Raw genomic sequence first — 23,455 nt, 5'->3', positions numbered from 1 at the left:
CTACTCCTTTTCTAACGATTTGCCATGCGTTTATGATAACGCTCTCTAGCTCGTTCTTCCTTTTCTTTATTAATCATACCACGTTGTGTATAAAATTGCTCAACATCTTTGTTACTAGCCCCGATAGACTTAGTAACATAAACACGTCTTTTACCTCTTCTGCTTATATATTTTCCTATTTTCCATTGTACTGAAAATGTTCCATGTGTATCACAATGAGCGATAGACATATATTTACCATGGCCTACTTTTTCTGGGCGAAGACATCTCATCTTAGCTTGACAATTAGGACAGTAAACGGTTCTAATCTTATTATCCGCCATGACCTTATCCGTCACAGAAAAATTCTCATACAAAAAGAAAGCCTTCACATCAATCCCTAATAGAGGATTTCTACTTCCTATATTGCTAGATGAGTATCTTTTAATACCTTCGAGCAAATTAATTTTTTGACAAATTTTAGCCGTAAAAATAGCATCATGTAAGGCATCATGAGCCTCTAATTGACCCGATTCTATATCCAATGAATCCATTGCTTTTTGTAATCCTACTTGTTGATATGTTCCTAAAACATGATAGGAATAAATTAATTGAGCATCATACCATACTGGTAGTTGAGGCGTAGAAAGACGATGTAACTGCATGTTATCACGGAGCATAGTAAAATCATCATGGCCCCAACTTAACAATACCGAATGAGCCCCACACCAATGAATAAACATAGTATAGGCCGTTTTAAACGAGACTCCTTTAGCTAAATCACTGGAAGAAATTCTTGTCAATGCCTCTACATGCGTATTCATCGTTTTTAAATACTTAGGTTTTACAAAAACTTTAAACCGGTCAATAATATGAAGTCTCCCATCTAATTTTATCGCACCAATTTCTATGATTTCTCCTGCTAAAGGAAATCCTGTATACTTTAAAAAAGAAATATCATTATGAAATGGCTGATTCCATTCTAAATCAAATACAATATATTCCATTATGCACCTGTACTAACAATGCTTTCTACCGCATGGATAACATCATCAGTTTTAATAACGCTTAGCCCTTTATAAGTGCCTTCACGAATAACTTGCTTCATATTTTTATGAATATCATAAGAATCCATAGATTCTAGCACAATAGCTTTGGACTTGTAAGGGCCGTAAAAGAAAGGATTAGATGGGCCATATAGAGCTACAATAGGTATACCTTGACTAACTGCCACATGCATAGGACCAGAATCATTTGTTACTAGTACTTGACATCGTCTCATTGCCGCCGCCAATTCACCAATAGAAAATTTACCAGTACCTATAATAGGAGAAGATTTCATTAATTGTTGTACATCACAGACCATATCTACATCCATCGGTCCACCGAAAAAAATAGTTTTATACCCTCTATTAGCAAAATAATCTGCTACTAACGCAAATCTCTCTTTAGGCCATCGTTTTTCGATAACAGCACTCCCAATATTAAAACCAATCACCTTATCACTATCTACCACGCCTGACTGGCGATAAAAATCATCTGCTATTTTATCCCACTCTGGACAAGTTTCGATATGCAAGCCATGATTTTCAATATTACTAACACCTAGCTCTTCTAGCACATGTAAATACATATCTGCTGCATGCCTAGTACGTCTATCAAGTCGAATATATTGACTCATAAAGGGGCGAAAGAGAAAATGACTCATCCCCGTCGTAAAATGGCCTCCAATTTTCCAAGCCAAATATGACGTTCGTTCATTAGGGTGCAAATTAATAACTATATCAGGAACTTTATCTTGCCTAATTTGCCTAGCAATCTCATTTAATCCTCTAATACTATTATGTTTTCCTTTTTTATCTACTACTACTAATCGATCAATATAGGGACTGTAACGCATAACATCCGCTAATTTTTCATCAATTACATACGTTATATGACTATTTGGTGCAACTCGTCTTAACACCTCTACAAAAGGAGATGTTAATATGACATCTCCCAAATGCATAAGAAATGTAACCACTATATGCTTATGATTTAATTCTATCATATGACATCTCCTTATTAATATCTATTTAAAGTTATGTAAAGTAAGCACTTATATAATCTGTTAACTATATCTACTACTTAGCAACTATACTCTCCCCTATTAATACGCTCTATAAGATATGTTTATACATATTCCATACATCATCTATCGTAATTTGTTTCATACATTCTGTATCATTAACTAATGGTTTTTTGGGGGTTGCTACTGATGTAGGAGATACAATTACATGAATATGATTACCTCCATATGGTCCTGTGCGTTCTGGAGAAGTAGTACCAAATAATGCAATCAATGGTTTTTTTAAAGCATTGGCAATATGCAATGGTCCTGTATCTGCACTAATATATAAATCACAGATACGAATTAGTTCAATTAATTCAGGCATTGTAGTTTGTCCAATCAAATTAATTAAATTGCTATGACACACTGCTTTTTCTATAATCGCTCCTTTAGGAATATCATCAGCTGCTCCAATCAATACTACTTTACGATTATCTAGACATAGGCGTTTACATAGTGCAGAGAATGAATCAACAGGCCACTCTTTGACGGTCCATCTAGCACCAGGAGCAACTACAATATATGAATCATGTTGACTACTACGAACAGAAAGCAGCTCATATACATGTTGAGCTGCTGCTTCATAATACGGTAATGGAAACTCGATATCATCAACTACACCACCCAATACGCGTACCGTATCTAAATAACGTTCAATAACATGATCATATTTATGTGGCCCTATCAATGGTGTATTGATGAAACGACTTCCTTCACGTAATTCCCAATAACCATATTTCTCCTTAGCACCCGAACACCAAGACACAATGGCGCTTTTAGCTAAGCATTGCAAGTCTAGTGTCATATCAAAGTGGCGAGCATGCAGATCGTTCCACAACGTTTTGATATACGAAATAGATGTTAATTTATGTTTATCAATAAAAATAACATCATCCAACCATGGTTTACCTGGCAATATATCAGCAAATTGTTTGTGAATAGCCCATGTTATGTTAGCTTGAGGGCAATTATGTCGCAATGCAGCTAATGTAGGTAATGCATGAACCACATCACCTAAAGAACTCATTTTTATGATTAGTATATTTTTATATTCCTTCATTAACTCGTTGCTCCCATACTTGTTTCATAAATAGATCGAGACGACCTCCAGAAAATAGGTACCCATCAATACCTGCATTATGAGCAGCTTCTACATCTCGAGTACTATCCCCTATTAAAAAACTAGATGCCATGTCTATATCATACTTTCTCATGGCTTGAAATAGCATGCCAGGTTTTGGCTTTCGACAATCACAGTCCTTCGTATACATAGGAATAATTCCATCTTTATGATGAGGACAATAAAAAATATCTAAAATAGGCACTCCATAACCACGTAATTCTTCTACCATATAGGCGTGTAAACGATTCATATCATCTACTGTATAGTACCCTCTTGCGATACCGCTTTGATTAGTGACAATAATAATTTCATAATTTCTGTGATAGGCTTCAATCAGTGCATCAATAGCCCCATCAATCCATTCAAATTCTTCAATTTTATATAAATAGGATACATCGCGATTGAGTACACCATCACGATCTAAAAATAAAATTTTCTTCTTCATGATTGTCTACTCCTTTTCTAGAATGTATTCTATATAGTACTATCTACCAATTCTTTATAAGAAATTATATATACATAGCCCTAATTAAATTTTCTTCTCCATAAAAGTATGCTCCTAGAATTCCTTTCTATACATTTATGATACTTCCACAGAAAAAATACTATTTTATCGCAAGTAGCCTTCATTATTATCTAATAACTCACAGTATTCATGAACTGCATCCGTCAACTTAGTAAAACCTTTATCATAACCTACTGCCATAAGTTTGGTTGTATCTGCCTCTGTATAACTTTGATATTTTCCTTTTAATACCTCTGGAAATGGAATATATCGTATCTGTCCACTACCATGATAATCAATGACAGCTTGCATAAATTCATTAAATGTATGTGCCTGACCTGTGCCACAATTAAAAATACCACTAATTTCAGGATGCTCCCAAAAAAATAAATTCACATTTACCACATCTTTTACGTAAATAAAATCACGTTTTTGTTCCCCGTCTGCATAGCCGTCAGTGCCTTTAAATAAAGTAATCTCACCGGTTTCACATAATTTATAAAACATTTGGCGAACTAAAGAAGCCATATTATCTTTATGTGATTCATTAGGCCCATACACATTAAAATAACGTAATCCCACTACTTGCGATTCTAGGCATCCTTCAAATTTTCGTAAATACCGATCAAAAAATAATTTAGAGTATGCATATGGATTTAAAGCTTCTTCACAACTAGGATTCTCAGTAAAGCCATTCTTCCCACTCCCATAGGTAGATGCAGATGAAGCATAAATCATTGGTACACGACGTTCTTGACAATAATGAAATAAATTTTTTGTGCCTTCAAAATTATTTTTCATCATATATTTTCCGTCATATTCCATTGTATCTGCACAAGCACCATCATGAAATACAACTTCTATCGATCCACAGTCAAACGTATTTAACGCCACCGCTTCATCAAAATCTTCACAATCAATATAATCATAAAAGTCAAGATTTTGTAAATTGCGAACTTTTCGTCCATCGGTCAAATCATCTACAACGAGTATATCATTACGACCTCTATTATTTAGTTCTTTCACAATATTACTGCCAATAAAGCCAGCTCCACCTGTTACGATAATCATAATTTATTCTCCTTCGCCAATGTAGCTATACGATTTATAATACTCGATGTAGAATATCCTTTCTTAAATGATAAGATTCTAACATCTTCTACAAATTCACGACCAATAACATCTTCCACTTCATAGTCGCCACCTTTAACGAGAATATTTGGTCGCAACTCAGCGAGTAACTCAGCTGGCGTATCTTCATTAAATATAACAACCCCATCAATGCAACCTAATGCTTGTAATACAGCTGCTCGATCATTTTCACTAACAATTGGCCTTGTTTCTCCTTTTAAACGTCGTACCGACTGATCGCTATTTAGGCCTATAATTAAATGATCTCCTAATGTAGCTGCTTCCTGTAAATAAGAAATATGACCCTTATGAAGAATATCGAAGCAACCATTGGTAAATACAACAGTGTCACCTTGTGCTTGCCAATGATCAATTAATTCTTTCATAGTCTCCCAAGAATATACAGATGTATGTAAAAGTTTATCTTTTTGTAAATCGTGCCATAATTCTTGTAATTCTTTACGATGAATTGGATAAGTACCAACTTTAGAAACTACAATACCTGCCGCGCCATTCGCAACATGTAAAGCGAGACGTAACGATAAATTGCCTGCCAGTGCTGTAATCATCATAGCCACTACTGTATCACCTGCACCGCTCACATCAAATACTTCTTGTTGTGTAGCCGGGTTATGCCATACCTTTCCTTCTTGACTGACAACAGTAATCCCCTCCGCAGAGCGAGTAACAATCATATAGGAAATATCTAAATTACCTAGAATCGATGTTGCTCCTTTTACAATCATCGTGTTCGTGTTTTCCAACTCATAGCCTACAACTTCACTTAATTCTTTTACATTCGGTGTAATACAAGTGGCACCTTCATACTTAGACCAATCAGAACCTTTAGGGTCAACAATAGTAATAATAGAGTGCTCCTTAGCAAGTGCCCATATTCTGTTTAACAGACTAGGTGTGCAAACACCTTTGCCGTAGTCTGATACAACAATTCCATCAATGCCTTGACGACATAATGCACTTAGCCATTGAATTAACTGTTCTTCTTCTTCTAAAGATGATGTTTGTACAGTCTCAAAATCAAGGCGCATCATTTGTTGTCGATTACCTAATACTCTCATTTTAGTAGTAGTACTATGAGATTTGCTATATAAAATACCATTTCCATCAATATTTTCATGGGCTAATAATTGTTGTAACATACTCCCATGATCGTCATCTCCTGCAATGCCCCCTAAGTACACATAACAGTCTAAATTTGCTAAGTTCGAAGCGACATTCGCAGCTCCACCTAACACTTCTTTAATCTGCGACACCTTATTAATAGGTACAGGTGCTTCTGGTGAAATGCGATTAACATTGCCATATATATAACGATCAAGCATAATATCACCAATAACAGCAATTTTTAAATTTGGTAATGTGTGATTTAAAAATTCATTAATTGTTGTGTTAATCATAATCTTCTTCCACCAACTCACATATAATATGCCCTGCTAAGATATGCATTTCTTGAATGCGTGCGGTTATACGGCTAGGCACAGTCAATGTTAAGTCACATATGGATTTTAATTTTCCACCATCTTCACCAGTGAGCCCAATCGTATGCATGCCTATATCACGAGCTTTTTTCATCGCGCGCAACACATTTTCACTATTTCCTGAAGTAGAAATACCAATCAATACATCTCCAGCACGCCCTAATCCTTCTACCTGTCGTTCAAAAACAGTATCATAACTATAGTCATTAGCTATAGATGTTAAAATAGAAGTATCTGTAGTCAACGCGACTGCTGCTAATGAGCGACGTTCTTTGACAAAACGCCCTATCAATTCAGCTGCTAAATGCTGTGCATCTGCAGCTGACCCGCCATTACCGCATAGCAGGATTTTATAGCCATCGGCCACTGCTTGTTTGCATCGCTCACCAATTTCACTAATAATAGATAAATAGTCATCTTCTATAAATTTACCAAACACATCTAAATGTTCAATGCATCTTTGTTTCACAATAGGATTAGTATCCATATGTCTCCTTTCTATATGATATGAGCATATTCTTGTTCATACTAAGATTATGTAATTCTACGATGTAACTATATGTATTATACGAATCAAAAACATATATCTTGTAATCTCATAATAATGATTAGCGATCACTATTTTTTAAATGTTTTAATTCTTCCATAAAACTATCGATATTATCAAATTTACGATATACAGAGGCAAATCGTACATACGCAATTTGATCAATTTCCTTTAATTGATTCAACACTAGTTCACCAATATGGTCCGTTGTAACCTCATCTTCTGATTCATTACGTATCTGATATTCTACATCATTAACAACTTGTTCCATCCTTGCCATAGGCACAGTTCGTTTATCACAAGAACGTAATAAACCATTGAGTAATTTACCACGATCAAATAACTCACGATGGCCACTTCGTTTTAATACCATCAAAGGTACTTCTTCAATAATTTCATATGTCGTAAATCGACGACCACACGCCATACATTCTCTACGTCGGCGAATGCTATTGCTATCATCCGTAGCACGTGAGTCTGTAACCTTAGTTTCTGTATGTTGGCAAAACGGACATCTCATAATGTTACTCCTATCTAATTTATATATACTATACAACATATTGTACTAAATAACGTTCAATATGTCATCTATCTTCCTTTCTTGAATAGATGACAATATGTATTCATGAACTCATATCGATTTTAACCTATCTATAGCAGAATCTTGTTCGCGCATCATAAAAAATCTCCTAAATAAGTATTATGAGTGAATTGTATTCACAAACTTACTTATTTAGGAGATTATATACCTACTATTTTTTATTTACACTATCTTGAATCTTAATCAAGCAATCGCCACTTTCAATACGACTACCTTCGCGAACAAAAATAGTTTCCACTATACCATCAATAGGAGATGTGATCGTAGTTTCCATTTTCATTGCTTCTGTAACAATAAGTGGTTCACCCTTCGCAACCGCCTGCCCGACTACAGCAATAATTTTAACAACTGATCCTGATAATGTAGCCCCTACTTCACCTGGTACAGTGTCATCAACTTTACGACGAGCCAATGCATTCGTTTTAACATGTTTATCATGAACCTTAATCGACCGTGGTTGTCCATTAAATTCAAATACTACAACGCGGTCACCATCTTCATTCGGTTCACTAATTAACAATAATTTAATAATTAAAGTTTTGCCTTTTTCAATCGTAACAGGTATAGTTTCACCTATATTCATACCAAAGAAGAAAGTTGGCGTATCAAGCACTGATACATCGCCAAATTGCTTTCTAAATTTAGACCAGTCTTCATATACTTTTGGATATAAGCAATAGGCACTAATATCTTCATCAGTTGTATTATATCCTTTTTCCTCTAATTCATGACGTACATGTTCAAAATCAACTGGTTGCAATACTGCACCTGGTCGTTTACTAATTGCTTTTAATCCTTTTAAAATAATTTTCTGAAGTTTTTCTGGAAATCCCTGATATGGTACACCTAAACGGCCTTCAAAGAATTCTACTACTGATTGAGGAAAGTCAAGTGTATCACCTTTATCATAAATGTCTTGCTCTGTTAGGTTATTTTGCACCATGAATAAAGTCATATCGCCTACTACTTTAGAAGATGGTGTAACTTTAACAATATCCCCAAACATCATATTAACTTGGTGATATACTTTTTTAATTTCAGACCACCGATCACCTAATCCTACACTTTTAGCTTGTTGTTGTAAGTTAGAATATTGTCCACCTGGCATTTCATGTTGATATACGCTTGTATTAGGATATGGTGCAGTATGATCAACGCCACGATAGTAAGGACGAATTGATCCAAAATAATCTGACATTTCTTGCATATACTCTGCATTCATACTTGGCTGACGACTATGTCCTGACAAACCATAATACATGGAATTCATGCTTGGTTGACTAGTGCCATTAGCAAAGGCGGAGTAAGCTAAATCAATAACGTCTACACTAGCATCAACCGCTCTGCCATAAGTATAAATAGCATTACCAGAACCTTCATGTGTATGTAAATGAATTGGTAATGATGTAGCATCTTTTAAAGCGGATACTAAATTATAAGCCGCTTGCGGTTTTAATAAGCCTGCCATATCTTTAATCGCAATAATATTAGCGCCCGCTTTTTGTAACTCTTTCGCCATAGTTACATAATATTGTAAATTATATTTAGGACGGGAACCATCTAAAATATCACCTGTATAACATACGGCTACTTCTGCTAATTTACCTTGATTACGAACTTCATCAATAGCTATATGCATATTATCCAAACTATTTAAGCTATCGAACACTCGGAATACATCAACACCATTTTTAGCCGCTAATTGAATAAAGTTACGTACTACATTATCAGGATAACTAGTATACCCAACTGCATTAGCACCACGCAACAGCATTTGTAATAACGTATTAGGTACTTCTTTTCTAAACATGCGCAATCGTTCCCATGGATCTTCATGTAAGAATCGATATGCTACATCAAACGTAGCCCCACCCCAACATTCTAAGGAGAATAAATTAGGTACACCACGTGCCGCCTTACCAGCAACTCGTGCCATATCAATGGTCCGCAAGCGAGTCGCAAATAAAGATTGATGTGCATCACGCCATGTAGTATCAGTAAACATAACTTTATCTTGTGCAGATACCCATTTTGAAAACTCTTCAGGTCCTAATTCATCGAATTTTTGTTTTGTCCCCTCTGCTAAAGAGCATTCTAAGGTAGAAGGTAATTCAATGGAATCAAAATTTGGCTTTGCTTCTGCGCCAGTACCCGTATATCCGTTAACTGTAATATCTGCGATGTAGTGTAACAACTTAGTGCCGCGGTCACGAGTTGCTTTAAACTTAAACAATTCTGGATGTTCATCAATAAAGTTTACATTACAATGTCCACTTACAAAATCAGGATGTTCTAATACATTCATTAAGAAACGAATATTCGTTTTTACTCCACGAATGCGGAATTCTCGCAAGCATCGTAACATTTTCCGAATGGTTTCTTCATGATTTAGCGCGTAAGCTGTTGCCTTCACTAATAAAGAATCATAATACGGTGTTACTACAGACCCAGTAAATGCATTGCCTGCATCTAAGCGAATACCAAAGCCACCACTACTGCGATATACAGACAATTTACCTGTATCTGGCATAAAATGGTTAGTAGGATCTTCTGTAGTAATGCGACACTGAATCGCCGTTCCTTCACAACGAATTTCATCTTGTGGCGGAATACCTACTTCTGGACTATGCAACTCATAGCCTTCCGCAATGCGAATTTGTGTATGTACAATGTCAATACCCGTAATCATTTCTGTTACAGTATGTTCTACTTGAATACGAGGATTAACTTCTATAAAATAAAAACTTCCATCTTGAGTTACTAGAAATTCTACTGTACCAGCACCTACATAATGTACATTATTCATGATTTTTACAGCCGCATCACAAATATTGCGACGAATTTCCTTTGATAATGCAAAAGCAGGCGCCATTTCAACAACTTTTTGATGACGACGTTGTACAGAACAATCGCGTTCATATAAATGAACTACATTACCATGAATATCTCCAATAATTTGTACTTCAATATGTTTTGGTTCTACAATTAACTTCTCTACATATACATCATCATCACCAAATGCACTTTTGGCTTCTGACTTGGCCCGATCATAGGCATCTCGTAAATCTTCCATGCAATCAACGGCACGCATGCCTCGACCACCGCCGCCATTTACAGCCTTAATCATTAATGGGAAACCATGGGTGTTAGCAAATGCTTCTAATTCTTCAAAGTTTTTAAGTGGTCCATCACTACCTGGAATCATTGGAATATTAGCTAACTTTGCTTGTTCACGTGCATTAACTTTATCACCAAACATTTGTAAATGCTCAAGGTTTGGTCCAATGAAAATAAGTCCTTCTTCACGGCACCGTTTAGCAAATTGTGCATTTTCGGATAAAAATCCATAGCCCGGATGAATAGCATCTACGTCATGTTCATGAGCAATGCGAATGATATCTTCAATATCCAAATAAGCATCAACTGGTTTTTTACCTTCTCCTACCAAGTAAGCTTCATCCGCTTCATTACGATGTAATGATAATGTATCTTCTTTAGAGAAAATGGCAACTGTGCGAATCCCCATTTCATTACATGCACGGAATACGCGAATAGCAATTTCTCCCCGATTAGCCACTAAGACCGACTTAATTTTTTTCATTAGAATTCCTCCTCAATTCTTTATCCATATACTACATATTGTAAATATATAGATAAAAGAATTCAACTCTACCATGTATGTATACATGTATACATACATCAATTTATCACTTTTATTGATAAACACCCTTTACATATTTAAGCGTATCTATAGTCTGTAAGTAATATGTATATCTTATATTTTACATCATTTTTCAAATATATAAAACACAAAAAAATATATAAAGTATTTCTATGCCTAGCACTAAAGAAATAATGTAAGGCCATATCAAACATAATCGCTGAAAATAGGCATACTGTAATACATGTTGGTACATGTGTCTATGTGTTAAAATGAGCGCTACGAGGCAAACAAAAATAACACTATATATACCATTGATACCAATATATAGAATCCATTGTCTTAACAACAAAATTATCGTTTCTAGGTAAGAATACATAACTATATAAAAGCATGCATTAATGCCTACCAAAACAGGTATCATAGATAGAACAATCCTCATCGCTACAGGATAATATTGATTTGTTCTGTAATTATCAACTCTAAATGGATGCCCTATTGCTACTAGCTCCATAACTTGCAACAAAGATAATACTAATACTACTATCCAATATAAGGAAAGGAAAAAATGACATACTGTATAGATATCATCAATTGCTTTGTAATATACAATAGCACACATGCAGCCTATAGGAAATAGCCATAATACCATTGAAACAGAAACAAGACCATACAATATCAGTCGCGAAAATTTCCAACTACCCACTGACTCATAGCAAGATTGTTCTTTATCGTTTACACACAACCATGCTAAAAGACGAACACAATTAGGTTGTATCAATCCACTAAGCAAGAAAAAAAGTAATCCTCCTAGAATACCTACGGACATTATCATCAGTTACCACCAATAAATAGTCGCATCAAGGACTCTAAACTATATTGATCTAAAGTACCCATAGTTTCTCTAGCAGAATGCATCGCCCATATAGGCACACCCACATCCATAGTCCTCATGGGTAACATAGTAGAAGAAATCGAGCCCACTGTAGAGCCACCAGGTATATCGGATCGATTGACAAAATATTGATACGGTATATCCTCTATTTCACATAAGGACTTAACAATCCCTATCGCCTTAGCATCATTAGCATAGGATTGACTAGCCGCTACTTTCAATACAATTCCTCTGTTTAATATAGGTTCATTCGTAATATCATTTTTTTCTGGATAATTAGGATGTAATCCATGAGCTACATCAGAAGAAATCATAAACCCTTCAGCCATATCCATATCTAATTCATCTTTAGCAAATCCTAAGGATCTATAAATACGTTCTAATACATTCGGTAGCATCATAGAAGCACCACCTTGTTTCGTACGGCTCCCAACTTCTTCATTATCGAATAAAGCAATCAAACGTATCCCATTCACATCATTTTCACTCGCTTCTAAAATACCCGATAAACAAGCTTTACAAGATGTTAGATTATCTAATCGAGGGGCACTAATAAACTCATCATACAAACCAACTGTAGTGCCATCTTCTGTAGGATATAAGGTCACTTCAAAAGAGAGAATATCATCAGGATTACATTGTGCTTCACCAGCCAAAAAATCTAACCATTGATCATATTCACTATCCTTAGTACTACCTTTCATCATAATGATAGGTAGCATTTCTTTTTGTCGCTGTAACGCAATTCCTTCATTTACATGGCGGTTCATATGAATTGCCAAGCTAGGAATAATCGCAATTGGTCGATTTGAGTCAATCGTAACTCCTCTTACATCAAAAGGATTTTCCCCCTTAAGAATAACCGTGCCTGATGCACCTAGTGGCCTATCTAGCCATGTGTGTAGAATTAATCCGCCATACATTTCCACATTCAATTTACCATATTCACTTACGATTACCAAAGGATTTGGTTTTACTCGAATGGCAGGAAAATCAGTATGAGCTGAAGCAATTCTCAAGTTATGCCTATATTGAGTACCAATATGAAAGGCTATCAAGGTAGTTCCATATACATTAATATAATAGTTTCCTGAAGTAAGATGCCATGATTCGCCTAACCCTAATTCAACGAATCCATTGGATTCTAATATAGAAATACTATGAGATACAGTTTGTTGTGGTGAGGTGCAATGTTTAACATAGCCTAACAATTCTTGTACTGTATCGAATACAACTTTTTCATCTTGTAACGATATAGGGGACTTCATAAAATAAGACCACACCTTTCTTATATAAACAACCACTACATCTACAACATATAGTGCAAATAATCATATGTTCTAATCTAATAATCGAAAAAACCATAGTGAAAATTACTAATCTATGAGGAGATAGAATCGTCATCAAATAATATCCATAATCTCTTTTTTATACTAACTAGAACTAACACAATCATACCATAGGAATAGACTAAGACAAATAGTTTCTAAATTAGCTTGCCTCTCATTTTCCTAAACTATAATTTCTTCTATTAATGTTATATCTATACACATGATACTAAATTACCTATTCCATATAGGGCAACTTTCTATAAAAATACTTTTAGTAAAAATAATATAGTAATGCCCTATTTCATCACCTATACATGATACATAAGTAACTTTGCTAGCTCATTTGCATATTCTGGCTGAAATATCTCTATCATATATAAATTAACCAGTAGTATATAACAACGCTTCTCAGTATATATTACAACGTTTTGCAGTTTCTCACTACACTAAGCAAATTAAGAAAAAACGTATATACTAAATATCTAATATATTCAGTATATACGTTTATTTTTATCTCAGGCCCTATTGTGGCAATTCTACCTGTTCTAAATTAGTTGTTTCAATCGCTTCAATGGCTCCTGCATCACATAATTTTGCAATTTCTGGATCAATTGGCAAACGCCCTAGTAATAACAATCCATATTTTTGAAGAATTTCTTCAATATGGCTATCACCAAAAATCTTATAGTCTTTTCCATTATCTGGGCAATGGAAATAAGAGAAGTTTTCTACTACACCAATAATTGGTACTTGCATCATATCAGCCATTTTTACGGCCTTTTCTACAATCATAGACACTAAATCTTGTGGAGATGTAACAACAATAATACCATCTAATTGTAGTGACTGATACACAGTGATTGCCACATCGCCAGTTCCTGGTGGCATATCAACAAACATGTAATCAATATCTTTCCAAACTACATCTGTATAAAATTGTTTTACCACATTGCCAAGAATCGGTCCGCGCCATAATACTGGATCAGTTTCATTTTCTAATAACAAGTTTACAGACATAATATCTACACCTTGTGCATCCTTAGATCCACGAGATGTAACTGGATGCATGCCAATTTCATCATAGCCTGCTTTTTCTTTTATGCCAAAAACTTTAGGAATACTTGGACCAGTAATATCTGCATCTAAAATCGCTGTTTTAAATCCTTTTCGCGCCATAGTAATTGCCATCAAGCTAGTTACCAAAGATTTACCTACGCCACCTTTACCACTAACGACACCAATTACGTGTTTAACATTACTTAACTCATGCATTTGTGCATGCATATCTTGAGGTTGTTGTTGTTGACCACAACCTGCAGAAGCTGATGGACATCCATCACAGCCACTTCCGCCACAAGCCATATAAGACACCTTCTTTCAACATACTAAAGACAAGTATACAATAGCATACTAACTCTTCTATACTTATATACCATAGAGCTCTACGGCTCTTTTATTTTCTATGACTATAGTATCATGATTATCCAATTTTTTCAATATAGTATCATCAAATACTATGCCTTGCAAAACTGTTTTGTCAATTCGCCAAGAATCGTCATACCTTTAACAATCTCTTCATGAGATGGTACCGTATAACTTAAGCGGAACGAATGACTATCTGTTACACCGTCCGCTGCAAAAGCAGCACCTGGTACAATGCCTACTTTATGATCCATACATGCTTCAAAAAAGGCATCACAATCAACATAATCAGGCATAGTCATCCACATAAACATACCGCCTGTTGGTCGCGTTAATTGAACATGATGGCTTCCTGTCTTATAAAAAGTATCGAGCATTAATTCACATTTCTTTTTATAAATATCCCTCACATGCTGAATTTGTGCATCATAATCAATCGTATCTAACAAGACAGACACAATGCGTTGCGTAATTAATGGCATTTGACCGTCACAATTATTTTTTAGTGACTGCATCGTATTAATTAATTTATCTGGTCCAAATAAAAATCCTACACGCAATCCAGCAGATATCGTTTTAGAATAGGATCCAGCATAAAATACACGATTATCTACATCAAAAGATTTAAAAGTTGGTACATCTTCGCCGGCAAACCGAATTTCTCCATATGGATCATCTTCAAAAATCATTAAGTCATAGGCTCGGCACACTTCATAGATATCTTTTCTTCTAGATAAAGGCATCGTAATTCCTGTAGGATTTTGAAAGTTAGGAATCACATATACATATTTTCCTTTTCCTTCTTTCGCCGCTGTTTCTAATGCTTCAGGCAACATACCATCTTCATCTGTAGCAATGCCTCTAGGCTTAGCACCTACATTTCGAATCGCATTAATAGCGCTAGTAAATGTATATGCATCGACAAATACTTCGTCCCCTTCTTCACAAAAAGTCCTAGGCATTAATCCTAATAACTGACCTGCTCCGATAGAAATAATAAGACCTTGTCCGTCTCTATTCATGCCCCGTTTCATAACAAGTCTTTCAATTGTTTGTTCCGCCAACTTTATATCGCCTTGCATAGGTCCATATTGTAATAACTCTAAGGCACTTGTGTCTATAATATGGCGAATTGTATCTTGTATAACTGCAACGGGGATTGCTTCGGCTGCAGGATTGCCAATACCAAAACTAATAAAGCCAGGAACACCGATACCACGTTCAAATACTTTACGAATAAAATTAGGTCCTTTTAATTGTGCTCGTTCTGGAATAGAAAAACTCATACATGAATACTCCCTTTCTTCTTACTTGGTATATAAGGATATATAGATCGCAGCTATTCTAGCTATTTTCTTGACTTCATATACCGTTTATATAATTTCCATAGTATATAATATGCTATAGCTGCCCCAATAATAATAATTCCCAAGCGTTCCATATGTGTCTGTAACATTACTACATCACGTCCCACAGTAACTTCTAACGCAGTGGAAGGAAATTTACCGATTAAATTTGCAATAATATAATCACGAGGTTTTATCTTACTAATCGCCCCAAGTGCTGTAATAATTCCTGATGGGAAATATGGTAATGCTCTAGCAAAAGTCATAATCACTAATCCATTTTTATCGCTAATATCATCCACTTTTACTAGAAACTTACTTTTAGAAATTAACTTAGTCGCTGTATCATGCAATAAAAATCGCATAATATAAAAACTAATCACAACACCAATTGTTTCAGCTAACCAAGAAATAATAATACCTGGTAATAAGCCGAAAACAACACCATTAGCAGTTGACAAAAAAATCGATGGTAAAAAGCCGACTGCGTTGATTAAAATATCGATAATCATACTGACTAGCATAGCCCAAGGGCCATAGCTACGAAGTACCTCTACAATTTCTTCCATATTGCCAGCGGTTGCTAAGTACCATATTTGACTATAGAAACCTGGTACAGCTAAATGAATAGCACCTAACAAGATTGCTAGTAAAATAACCGAAACTATTTTTATCTTAGTTTCACCTGAAACTATAGGTTTTTCTTGATTTTGATTCATACATGCCTCTTTAATTATTTCATCTACAATGAATATTATTATTATATCACAGGTCATGATATAATTATGATATATTGTTAATCATAGGAAAGGAGATTCTCTTATGAAAGAAATCACCATAGGTATGTCGGCCAGTACCACTACCACTGTAACCACTACTAACACTGCTAAAACCATGAAAAGTGGCGCCCTTGATGTATTTGCTACCCCTGCGATGTGTGCCTTAATGGAAGAAGCTGCTCAAGCTGCTGTATTACCTGCTCTCGACAGTAACGAAGGAACCGTAGGTACGCAACTGTCCATTACACATGATGCGCCATCACCAATTGGATCTACCATTACAGCCACTGCTACAGTAATCGCTGTCAATGGGCGTGATATTACTTTTTCAGTAGAAGCTCATGACGGTGTGGATACAATTGGAAAAGGTACCCATCATCGATTCGTTATCAATAACGAAAAATTCATGATGAAAGTGCAGAAAAAATTATAACTTAACTGTATTAGCTAATAACTCATTATCTAATACTACATAACCATATAAACATGAATCGCTTATGAGTAATATGTTCTTATATGAATACATTTATACTATACGCATAAAAAAGGATTACCAGCAAATGTTATATTGCTGGTAATCCTTTCTCATTATATAAATCACTATTTAATCGTAACAACCCAACCTTCTGGTGCTGTTAACTCACCATGTTGAATATCGAGTAATGTTTGACGTAATTTAGTTAATACAGGACCCATATCATCCATACCGGAAGGAACAAGAATATCCCCATCATTTGTATGAATACGTCCTACTGGGGAAATAACCGCAGCAGTACCACAAAGTCCAACTTCTGCAAAATCTTTTACTTCGCTTAATAACACTTCTCGATGTTCTACTTTCATACCGAGATAATGTTCCGCCACATACATCAATGAGCGACGAGTAATAGATGGCAAAATACTATCTGATTTTGGCGTAATTAATGTATGTCCATCAGAAGATACAAAAATAAAGTTAGCTCCACCAGTTTCCTCAACCTTTGTGCGTGTAGCTGGATCAAGATACATATTTTCCGCAAATCCTTCTCGATGTGCTTCTTGGATAGCATGTAAACTCATAGCATAATTCAAACCAGCTTTAATATGACCAGTACCATGTGGTGCTGCACGATCAAAATCAGAAATTTTAATAGAAATTGGTTTTGCTCCACCTTTAAAATAAGGACCCACAGGAGTAACAAATACACGGAATTGATATTCGTCCGCTGGTTTAACACCGATGACAGGATTTGTTCCCATCATATATGGGCGGACATATAAACTAGCCCCTGTTCCATATGGTGGTACGGAATCAATATTTGCTTCTACTACGCGTTTAACTGCTTCCACAAATTTATCTGCTGGATACACTGGCATTTCCAAACGACGCGCCGAATCTTCTAACCGCTGTCCATTTAAATCTGGTCGAAAACACACTACATGTCCATCTTTTGTATAATACGCTTTCAACCCTTCAAATACAGTTTGTGCATATTGAAAGACCCCAGCACATTCATTCAATACAATATTAGCGTCTGTTATTAATTGTCCTTCATCCCATGCACCATCTTTATAATTAGATACAAAACGGTAATCAGACTCTATATAACCAAACCCCAAATTTTTCCAATCAATGTTTTTTGCCATATCAATTTCCTCCAATAACTTGACCCTATGCAAACCACGCATCATATACGTGATAGCATATCGTCACTTGATAAATCTCATTATCATCAATGCATATATAAATTTTATCACTCTAACTCTATAGAATCAATATAGTGACCTATTTTTTAAAGAATCCCTTCTCCATTCACCACATCATCGTGAAATAGAAAATCCTATCTATACATTAATAATGTCGCTTCCCTCTATGCACTACATAATTACCATATATAAAAACGTCATAATAGGCATTGTAATCATCGAAATAATCGTCGTCATACTATTAATAGCCACAGCTTCCTTTTCCATTCCACTATATACTTGTGCCATATTAGTAATGGTCGTTGCTGCTGGTGTCATGGTTGCCAAAAAACTAATATAGAGCAAAGTATGACCATTTTCTACCCAATCAACAAGACCTACTAATTTCAATAGTACCAAAATCAGCAAGGGACCAATTACCATCGCCCACAAGGATACCAAATACACACGACGATTAAAAAAAATCTCTTTCATATCTGTTCCAGCAAACACCATGCCTAACAAAATCATACACACTGGACCAATCATAAGAGATATGGCATCCATAGCTTGATACATTACAACGGGCAAACGAATTTGCAAGATAGCTAATACGATGCCTATTATAATCGCCAGTAAATTATAATTCTTAATAATAGCTCTCCAACTACAATGAAATGCGCCTGTCATAAGAGAAAAGCCATGGGTCCACATAAATACCAATTGTACACACATATAAACGCTAGCATATATAACCCATTCATCCCCAAACATACTCATCACTAACGGAATAATAAGATTACCTGCATTAGAATAGACGATAGACGCCTCTTCTACATGATTCATACCGCATACCATATGTGCTATACGACCAATTATCACTAATCCCACATTGATCAATACAGCCGCTATTAAAGATACCATAACAGCATCCTTTACGGTATCCGTAAAATCAATTTGAAATGCTTTAATAATCACAAAAGGAATGATTAAATAAATCGACAAAATAGACAGCACTCGACTGTCTTTCGTTGTTAATAGTTTTGCTTTTACCAATCCATAACCACAGGCCATCATTAAAAATAACACTATAATTTGTTGCATTAAGATACTCGTCATATAATCACTCTCCCTTTCCATTCTATGAGTCATTATACTACATGTGAAAATAATCCAAAATATCGTTAATACTCATCATAATTTCAGATAGACTAGTAAAAACATATTCCTAGAAAGATAAAGCCCTATTTACACTAGTAAATATAAAGATTTTCATCATGTAGAACACATTTTGTCCGCCCTTTACAATTCAGTTAAAAAGATAAAATACCGATAGATTTAGGTATTTCCTAGTTCCATGGGCGTTTAAAACAACACGTTTTGTCCTATAACTCTATTTTTCGGGGTTGAAAATAGAATGTTTTTTTCTATAGCTCTAAAATAACATTCCTATCCATGAGAACATAGTTTGTTAGTAGATAGTATTAAACATTCCACCATCAAATCAATAGCAATGACATGTCACCATATACCAATTCTTTCATCCCTATAGATATATCTATCGATGACTACACATGCTAATGAACACAAAAAAGCCATGTAAAGTAAATTTCTACTTTACAATGGCTTTTTAATAAGTAAGAGTAAATTATTATTTACGTAAGTTCAATTTTTCAATAATCGCACGATAGCGTTCAATATTTTTACGGCGAAGATAATCTAACATATTACGACGTTGACCTACTAATTTTAATAAGCCACGACGAGAATGATGATCTTTTTTATGTTCTTTCAAATGTTCAGTTAAGTACACAATGCGGTTTGTTAAAATCGCAATTTGTACTTCTGGGGATCCAGTATCGCCTTCATGAACAGCAAATTGTTTAATAATTTCTTGTTTAGCTTCTGTAGTTAACATTATCGTTACCTCCTAAATACACATAACTCGTTAAGCTTAAGTAATCGTTGGAGAATCGAAGACTTAGCCTACGTTTCGTCTAATGACTTATTAAGTGTACTATATTTTTATAGGAAAGTAAAGTAATTCACTACATATACAGTAAATATAAAAAATCTTTAGTACCCTAAACGTACTAAAGATTTTTTATTTTATAATATGTATACGTTAACAGATTGACGGCCAAATTGGATAGCATCATAATGAGAGTTCATGGCTAAATCAATGCGATTTCCTACAATCGCTCCGCCAGTATCATCAGCTACGGCATATCCATAACCTTCAATATAAAGTTCTGTTCCTAACGGAATTACATTCGGATCAACAGATACATAACCATGTTGCAAATAGTGACCCATAGCTGTATAAGAAGAATTACCTGGATCATCTGCAGAATATGCACTAGCATCCATCGTAATAAGTTGTCGATAAGAACTTGGAACGCCACTCGCCACATTAGAAATTCCTAAAGCGTTCATAACCTGTGGGCCAGCTATTCCATCAACATCAAGACCTTTTTCTTGTTGAAATACACGTAACGCATACAATGTATTATTTCCAAAATAACCATCTGCCGCATCAATTAAATAACCTTGATTAATCAATGCTTGTTGCATCCGTCTAACAGATTGTCCTTGATCTCCAACATGTAAACTTGCTGCCATAGCAGAAGAAGAAATTACAAGGAACAAACTTAAAAATACCATTTTTAAAATATATTTTTTTAACATATTCACCTCATACCTTTCAACTGGTAATAATTTTACAGTATTTTTGGGAATTTGTCAAAAAAACGACCACTTTAAACGATATGACCCACCACTTTATTATATTTTTTTACCTTTTTTTCCCACTTTAATATTTTTGTCAACACTCTATAAGTCCCTCTATTATAAGCTTTACAAGGTATTACAAAAATACATAATAATTATCACAAAAAGGTCTTGCTATATAAAAATTAATATTTTTTTCTATAATTTCATTATCAATCATCATATAATTTTGAAAAAAAATAGCCTTATTTTCAAAATTATAATCATTTCTATGACCATTTAATATAAATAATGCCTATATATTTAAATAATTCGAAATGTAAACAGTTACTTATCTAATTTTTTCATTATCTGGTCATGAACAGGCTAATTTATACAACACTACTTTTCTAGAGAGGATTTGTTTCCACTGATTCGTAACACAATATACCCTAATACACCCGATATAATAGAGCCAATAAAAATACCAATTTTAGATTTTTCTTGGATATCACCTGGCTCAAAGGCTAATAAAGAAACAAATAAACTCATCGTAAATCCTATACCACAAACCAGAGAAATCCCATATACTTGTGGCCAAGTTGTATCCTTAGGCATATCTATTATTTTTGATTTTACTAAGAAGAATAATGTTGTAAAAATACCTAATTGTTTACCTAATACTAATCCTAGTGCTACGCCTAACACTACTGGATGTGCTAAATCAGCTATAGAAAATGCATAGAATGACACACCTGCATTAGCGAAGCCAAATAAAGGTGTAATAAAAAAGCTTACCCAATGGCTTAGTGCATGCTCCCACTCGGTGAGTGGAGATATATGACGTCCTTCCCTTACACCATGCAAAGGAATTGTTAATGCTAAAATAACACCTGCTAATGTGGCATGTAGCCCCGATTGCAATATGCAATACCATAAAGCAATACCTAGTACTATATAGGGTATTGGTCGCACATAATTTTTCTTATTGCAATATATTAGTAATAATACAATCATTGCGGCTATAAGTAAAAATAAAAACTTAATGCTAGTCGTGTAAAAAACGGCAATAATAATGATGGCCATTAAATCATCCATAACCGCTAACGCTGTCAAAAATACTTTCATAGCTGGCGGTACTCGTGATCCTAAAATGGCAACAATACCGATAGCAAAAGCAATATCTGTAGCTGTAGGTATAGCCCAGCCGGGAATAAAGGATTCTGTATGTCCTGCTATTAAGTAGTAAATAACCGCTGGTACTGACAAGCCAAAAAATGCGGCAATACCTGGCAATAAACGTTTTGCATTTGTATTTAGTTCACCAGAAATCATTTCTCGTTTAACTTCTAGTCCTACAAATAGAAAGAAAATGGCCATCAACGCATCATTAATCCAAAGTAAAATACTAAGTGGTCCAATTTTCATATCTAATAATGAAAAATATTGTGCAGCTACTGGTGAATTAGCCAAGAAAACACCTAACAAAGCAGCTAATAATAAGCATACGCCACTAGCGGACGCAGATTGAAAAAAAAATACAAGTCTACTCATTATACACCTCACATATTATATACTACCGATTTATCCATTATATATGTATCTTTAATAACTATTATATTATATAATAACTTTACCATATAATGAAAGATGTTATTAATTAGCTTTAATAGATTAGCTCTTATCTATACTTTCTTTGTGCATAACTACTGCTCTTACTAGTATATGCTATCCATGATGCATTATAATATTTACAGTAAAATAAGACATTTCTACATATCTATCATCTTTAAATGTAAGTAGATTAAATGGTATAACTATGCGTATTCTAGCCTATTGATCAACTAGCAATTTGTTAACGATATCTAATTTTTCTAACCATTCATCAACAATGTTAACTGATACAACTCACATTATACCTCATCCACTCAAGAATAATATTTTTACGACTCTTTATGCTATCAGTTCACATACATACTTTGTATCATAATATATATATATATATATGCTCAGTTAATAGGTTCCTATCAGAAGTACATTACCTATCCTGTCACCATATCATTGTAATGAATAAAATCATAACCACCCGTAGAACGAGTGGTTTGCTCTGACCCTATAAGGGTCTTTCTCTAGTGGTAGCCCTCTAAAGAGG

19 protein-coding genes are annotated in these 23,455 nt (G+C 34.8%); 1 reads left to right on the top strand and 18 read right to left on the bottom strand.

Translation table 11 applies throughout. The features are described from left to right. Nucleotides 1–11: 11 nt before the first annotated feature. From P6940_RS03440 to P6940_RS03380, 13 genes are all read right to left on the bottom strand, one after another. Entirely contained in the window at nucleotides 12–986 is a 975-nt protein-coding gene (locus P6940_RS03440) for a 3'-5' exonuclease (protein WP_277293212.1), read from the bottom strand. Then, the gene (locus P6940_RS03435) at nucleotides 986–2,026 is read right to left on the bottom strand and encodes a glycosyltransferase family 9 protein (protein WP_277293269.1); all 1,041 of its coding nucleotides are present in this window, start codon (nucleotides 2,024–2,026) and stop codon (nucleotides 986–988) included. The genes P6940_RS03440 and P6940_RS03435 overlap by 1 nt, the downstream gene beginning before the upstream one ends. Before the next feature lie 112 nt (nucleotides 2,027–2,138). Continuing rightward, complete coding sequence (locus P6940_RS03430) at nucleotides 2,139–3,149, bottom strand: glycosyltransferase family 9 protein (RefSeq protein ID WP_277293211.1); 1,011 nt, start codon at nucleotides 3,147–3,149, stop codon at nucleotides 2,139–2,141. After that, on the bottom strand, nucleotides 3,136–3,657 hold the full coding sequence (locus P6940_RS03425) for a D-glycero-alpha-D-manno-heptose-1,7-bisphosphate 7-phosphatase (RefSeq protein WP_277293210.1): 522 nt from the start codon (nucleotides 3,655–3,657) through the stop codon (nucleotides 3,136–3,138). Before P6940_RS03425 ends, P6940_RS03430 begins: the two co-directional genes overlap by 14 nt. Before the next feature lie 165 nt (nucleotides 3,658–3,822). After that, nucleotides 3,823–4,788, bottom strand: coding sequence for an ADP-glyceromanno-heptose 6-epimerase (gene rfaD, locus P6940_RS03420; RefSeq protein WP_277293209.1), 966 nt, complete (start codon nucleotides 4,786–4,788; stop codon nucleotides 3,823–3,825). Beyond that, nucleotides 4,785–6,266 (bottom strand): D-glycero-beta-D-manno-heptose-7-phosphate kinase, encoded by a 1,482-nt coding sequence (rfaE1, locus tag P6940_RS03415; protein ID WP_277293208.1) that lies wholly within the window; start codon nucleotides 6,264–6,266, stop codon nucleotides 4,785–4,787. The genes rfaD and rfaE1 overlap by 4 nt, the downstream gene beginning before the upstream one ends. After that, nucleotides 6,259–6,834 carry a D-sedoheptulose 7-phosphate isomerase gene (gene gmhA, locus P6940_RS03410; RefSeq protein ID WP_028257020.1) on the bottom strand — a complete coding sequence of 192 codons (576 nt, stop codon included), beginning with the start codon at nucleotides 6,832–6,834 and terminating at the stop codon, nucleotides 6,259–6,261. The genes rfaE1 and gmhA overlap by 8 nt, the downstream gene beginning before the upstream one ends. Nucleotides 6,835–6,955: 121 nt before the next feature. Further along, nucleotides 6,956–7,414: a transcriptional regulator NrdR gene (gene nrdR, locus P6940_RS03405; RefSeq protein ID WP_028257021.1), complete on the bottom strand. Its 459-nt coding sequence runs from the start codon at nucleotides 7,412–7,414 to the stop codon at nucleotides 6,956–6,958. Between the two features lie 232 nt (nucleotides 7,415–7,646). After that, the gene (locus tag P6940_RS03400; RefSeq protein WP_277293207.1) at nucleotides 7,647–11,096 is read right to left on the bottom strand and encodes a pyruvate carboxylase; all 3,450 of its coding nucleotides are present in this window, start codon (nucleotides 11,094–11,096) and stop codon (nucleotides 7,647–7,649) included. Nucleotides 11,097–11,990: 894 nt separating this feature from the next. Continuing rightward, a complete protein-coding gene (locus tag P6940_RS03395; RefSeq protein ID WP_277293206.1) occupies nucleotides 11,991–13,319 on the bottom strand; it encodes a M18 family aminopeptidase in 1,329 nt (442 codons plus the stop codon). Nucleotides 13,320–13,904: 585 nt separating this feature from the next. After that, on the bottom strand, nucleotides 13,905–14,744 hold the full coding sequence (locus P6940_RS03390; protein ID WP_038151301.1) for an Mrp/NBP35 family ATP-binding protein: 840 nt from the start codon (nucleotides 14,742–14,744) through the stop codon (nucleotides 13,905–13,907). Between the two features lie 152 nt (nucleotides 14,745–14,896). Further along, nucleotides 14,897–16,090 (bottom strand): PLP-dependent aminotransferase family protein, encoded by a 1,194-nt coding sequence (locus P6940_RS03385; RefSeq protein WP_277293205.1) that lies wholly within the window; start codon nucleotides 16,088–16,090, stop codon nucleotides 14,897–14,899. 62 nt (nucleotides 16,091–16,152) lie between these two features. Beyond that, a complete protein-coding gene (locus P6940_RS03380; RefSeq protein WP_277293204.1) occupies nucleotides 16,153–16,869 on the bottom strand; it encodes a TVP38/TMEM64 family protein in 717 nt (238 codons plus the stop codon). A 103-nt stretch (nucleotides 16,870–16,972) separates the two neighbouring features. Between P6940_RS03380 and P6940_RS03375 the strand changes: the two genes are divergently transcribed. After that, nucleotides 16,973–17,362 carry a thioesterase family protein gene (locus P6940_RS03375; protein WP_277293203.1) on the top strand — a complete coding sequence of 130 codons (390 nt, stop codon included), beginning with the start codon at nucleotides 16,973–16,975 and terminating at the stop codon, nucleotides 17,360–17,362. A 167-nt stretch (nucleotides 17,363–17,529) separates the two neighbouring features. On the opposite strand, the gene P6940_RS03370 is transcribed toward P6940_RS03375, so the two are convergent. From P6940_RS03370 to nhaA, 5 genes are all read right to left on the bottom strand, one after another. Further along, nucleotides 17,530–18,555: a branched-chain amino acid aminotransferase gene (locus P6940_RS03370; RefSeq protein ID WP_277293202.1), complete on the bottom strand. Its 1,026-nt coding sequence runs from the start codon at nucleotides 18,553–18,555 to the stop codon at nucleotides 17,530–17,532. A 231-nt stretch (nucleotides 18,556–18,786) separates the two neighbouring features. Then, nucleotides 18,787–19,713, bottom strand: coding sequence for an AEC family transporter (locus P6940_RS03365; protein ID WP_277293201.1), 927 nt, complete (start codon nucleotides 19,711–19,713; stop codon nucleotides 18,787–18,789). Nucleotides 19,714–20,245: 532 nt separating this feature from the next. Further along, nucleotides 20,246–20,512, bottom strand: coding sequence for a 30S ribosomal protein S15 (rpsO, locus tag P6940_RS03360; RefSeq protein ID WP_038151311.1), 267 nt, complete (start codon nucleotides 20,510–20,512; stop codon nucleotides 20,246–20,248). A gap of 191 nt (nucleotides 20,513–20,703) precedes the next feature. Next, the gene (locus P6940_RS03355; RefSeq protein WP_028257032.1) at nucleotides 20,704–21,282 is read right to left on the bottom strand and encodes a 3D domain-containing protein; all 579 of its coding nucleotides are present in this window, start codon (nucleotides 21,280–21,282) and stop codon (nucleotides 20,704–20,706) included. Nucleotides 21,283–21,705: 423 nt separating this feature from the next. Continuing rightward, complete coding sequence (nhaA, locus tag P6940_RS03350; protein ID WP_038151313.1) at nucleotides 21,706–22,857, bottom strand: Na+/H+ antiporter NhaA; 1,152 nt, start codon at nucleotides 22,855–22,857, stop codon at nucleotides 21,706–21,708. Nucleotides 22,858–23,455: the final 598 nt, after the last annotated feature.

The sequence above is a fragment of the Veillonella montpellierensis genome, assembly GCF_947090115.1.
In the GTDB taxonomy this organism is placed as follows: domain Bacteria; phylum Bacillota; class Negativicutes; order Veillonellales; family Veillonellaceae; genus Veillonella; species Veillonella montpellierensis.
The sequence above is the reverse complement of the archived record's forward strand: the minus strand, read 5'-3'. Positions and strand labels throughout refer to the sequence as shown.

Bases quoted from the DNA above. Each gene is read 5' to 3' on its own strand.
- P6940_RS03395 (WP_277293206.1), bottom strand. From the start codon at position 13,319: ATGAAGTCCCCTATATCGTTACAAGATGAAAAAGTTGTATTCGATACA.
- P6940_RS03430 (WP_277293211.1), bottom strand. From the start codon at position 3,149: ATGAAGGAATATAAAAATATACTAATCATAAAAATGAGTTCTTTAGGT.
- P6940_RS03380 (WP_277293204.1), bottom strand. From the start codon at position 16,869: ATGAATCAAAATCAAGAAAAACCTATAGTTTCAGGTGAAACTAAGATA.
- P6940_RS03385 (WP_277293205.1), bottom strand. From the start codon at position 16,090: ATGAGTTTTTCTATTCCAGAACGAGCACAATTAAAAGGACCTAATTTT.
- P6940_RS03440 (WP_277293212.1), bottom strand. From the start codon at position 986: ATGGAATATATTGTATTTGATTTAGAATGGAATCAGCCATTTCATAAT.
- nhaA (WP_038151313.1), bottom strand. From the start codon at position 22,857: ATGAGTAGACTTGTATTTTTTTTTCAATCTGCGTCCGCTAGTGGCGTA.
- P6940_RS03425 (WP_277293210.1), bottom strand. From the start codon at position 3,657: ATGAAGAAGAAAATTTTATTTTTAGATCGTGATGGTGTACTCAATCGC.
- gmhA (WP_028257020.1), bottom strand. From the start codon at position 6,834: ATGGATACTAATCCTATTGTGAAACAAAGATGCATTGAACATTTAGAT.
- P6940_RS03355 (WP_028257032.1), bottom strand. From the start codon at position 21,282: ATGTTAAAAAAATATATTTTAAAAATGGTATTTTTAAGTTTGTTCCTT.
- P6940_RS03375 (WP_277293203.1), top strand. From the start codon at position 16,973: ATGAAAGAAATCACCATAGGTATGTCGGCCAGTACCACTACCACTGTA.
- nrdR (WP_028257021.1), bottom strand. From the start codon at position 7,414: ATGAGATGTCCGTTTTGCCAACATACAGAAACTAAGGTTACAGACTCA.
- rpsO (WP_038151311.1), bottom strand. From the start codon at position 20,512: ATGTTAACTACAGAAGCTAAACAAGAAATTATTAAACAATTTGCTGTT.
- rfaE1 (WP_277293208.1), bottom strand. From the start codon at position 6,266: ATGATTAACACAACAATTAATGAATTTTTAAATCACACATTACCAAAT.
- P6940_RS03365 (WP_277293201.1), bottom strand. From the start codon at position 19,713: ATGACGAGTATCTTAATGCAACAAATTATAGTGTTATTTTTAATGATG.
- P6940_RS03370 (WP_277293202.1), bottom strand. From the start codon at position 18,555: ATGGCAAAAAACATTGATTGGAAAAATTTGGGGTTTGGTTATATAGAG.
- rfaD (WP_277293209.1), bottom strand. From the start codon at position 4,788: ATGATTATCGTAACAGGTGGAGCTGGCTTTATTGGCAGTAATATTGTG.
- P6940_RS03390 (WP_038151301.1), bottom strand. From the start codon at position 14,744: ATGGCTTGTGGCGGAAGTGGCTGTGATGGATGTCCATCAGCTTCTGCA.
- P6940_RS03400 (WP_277293207.1), bottom strand. From the start codon at position 11,096: ATGAAAAAAATTAAGTCGGTCTTAGTGGCTAATCGGGGAGAAATTGCT.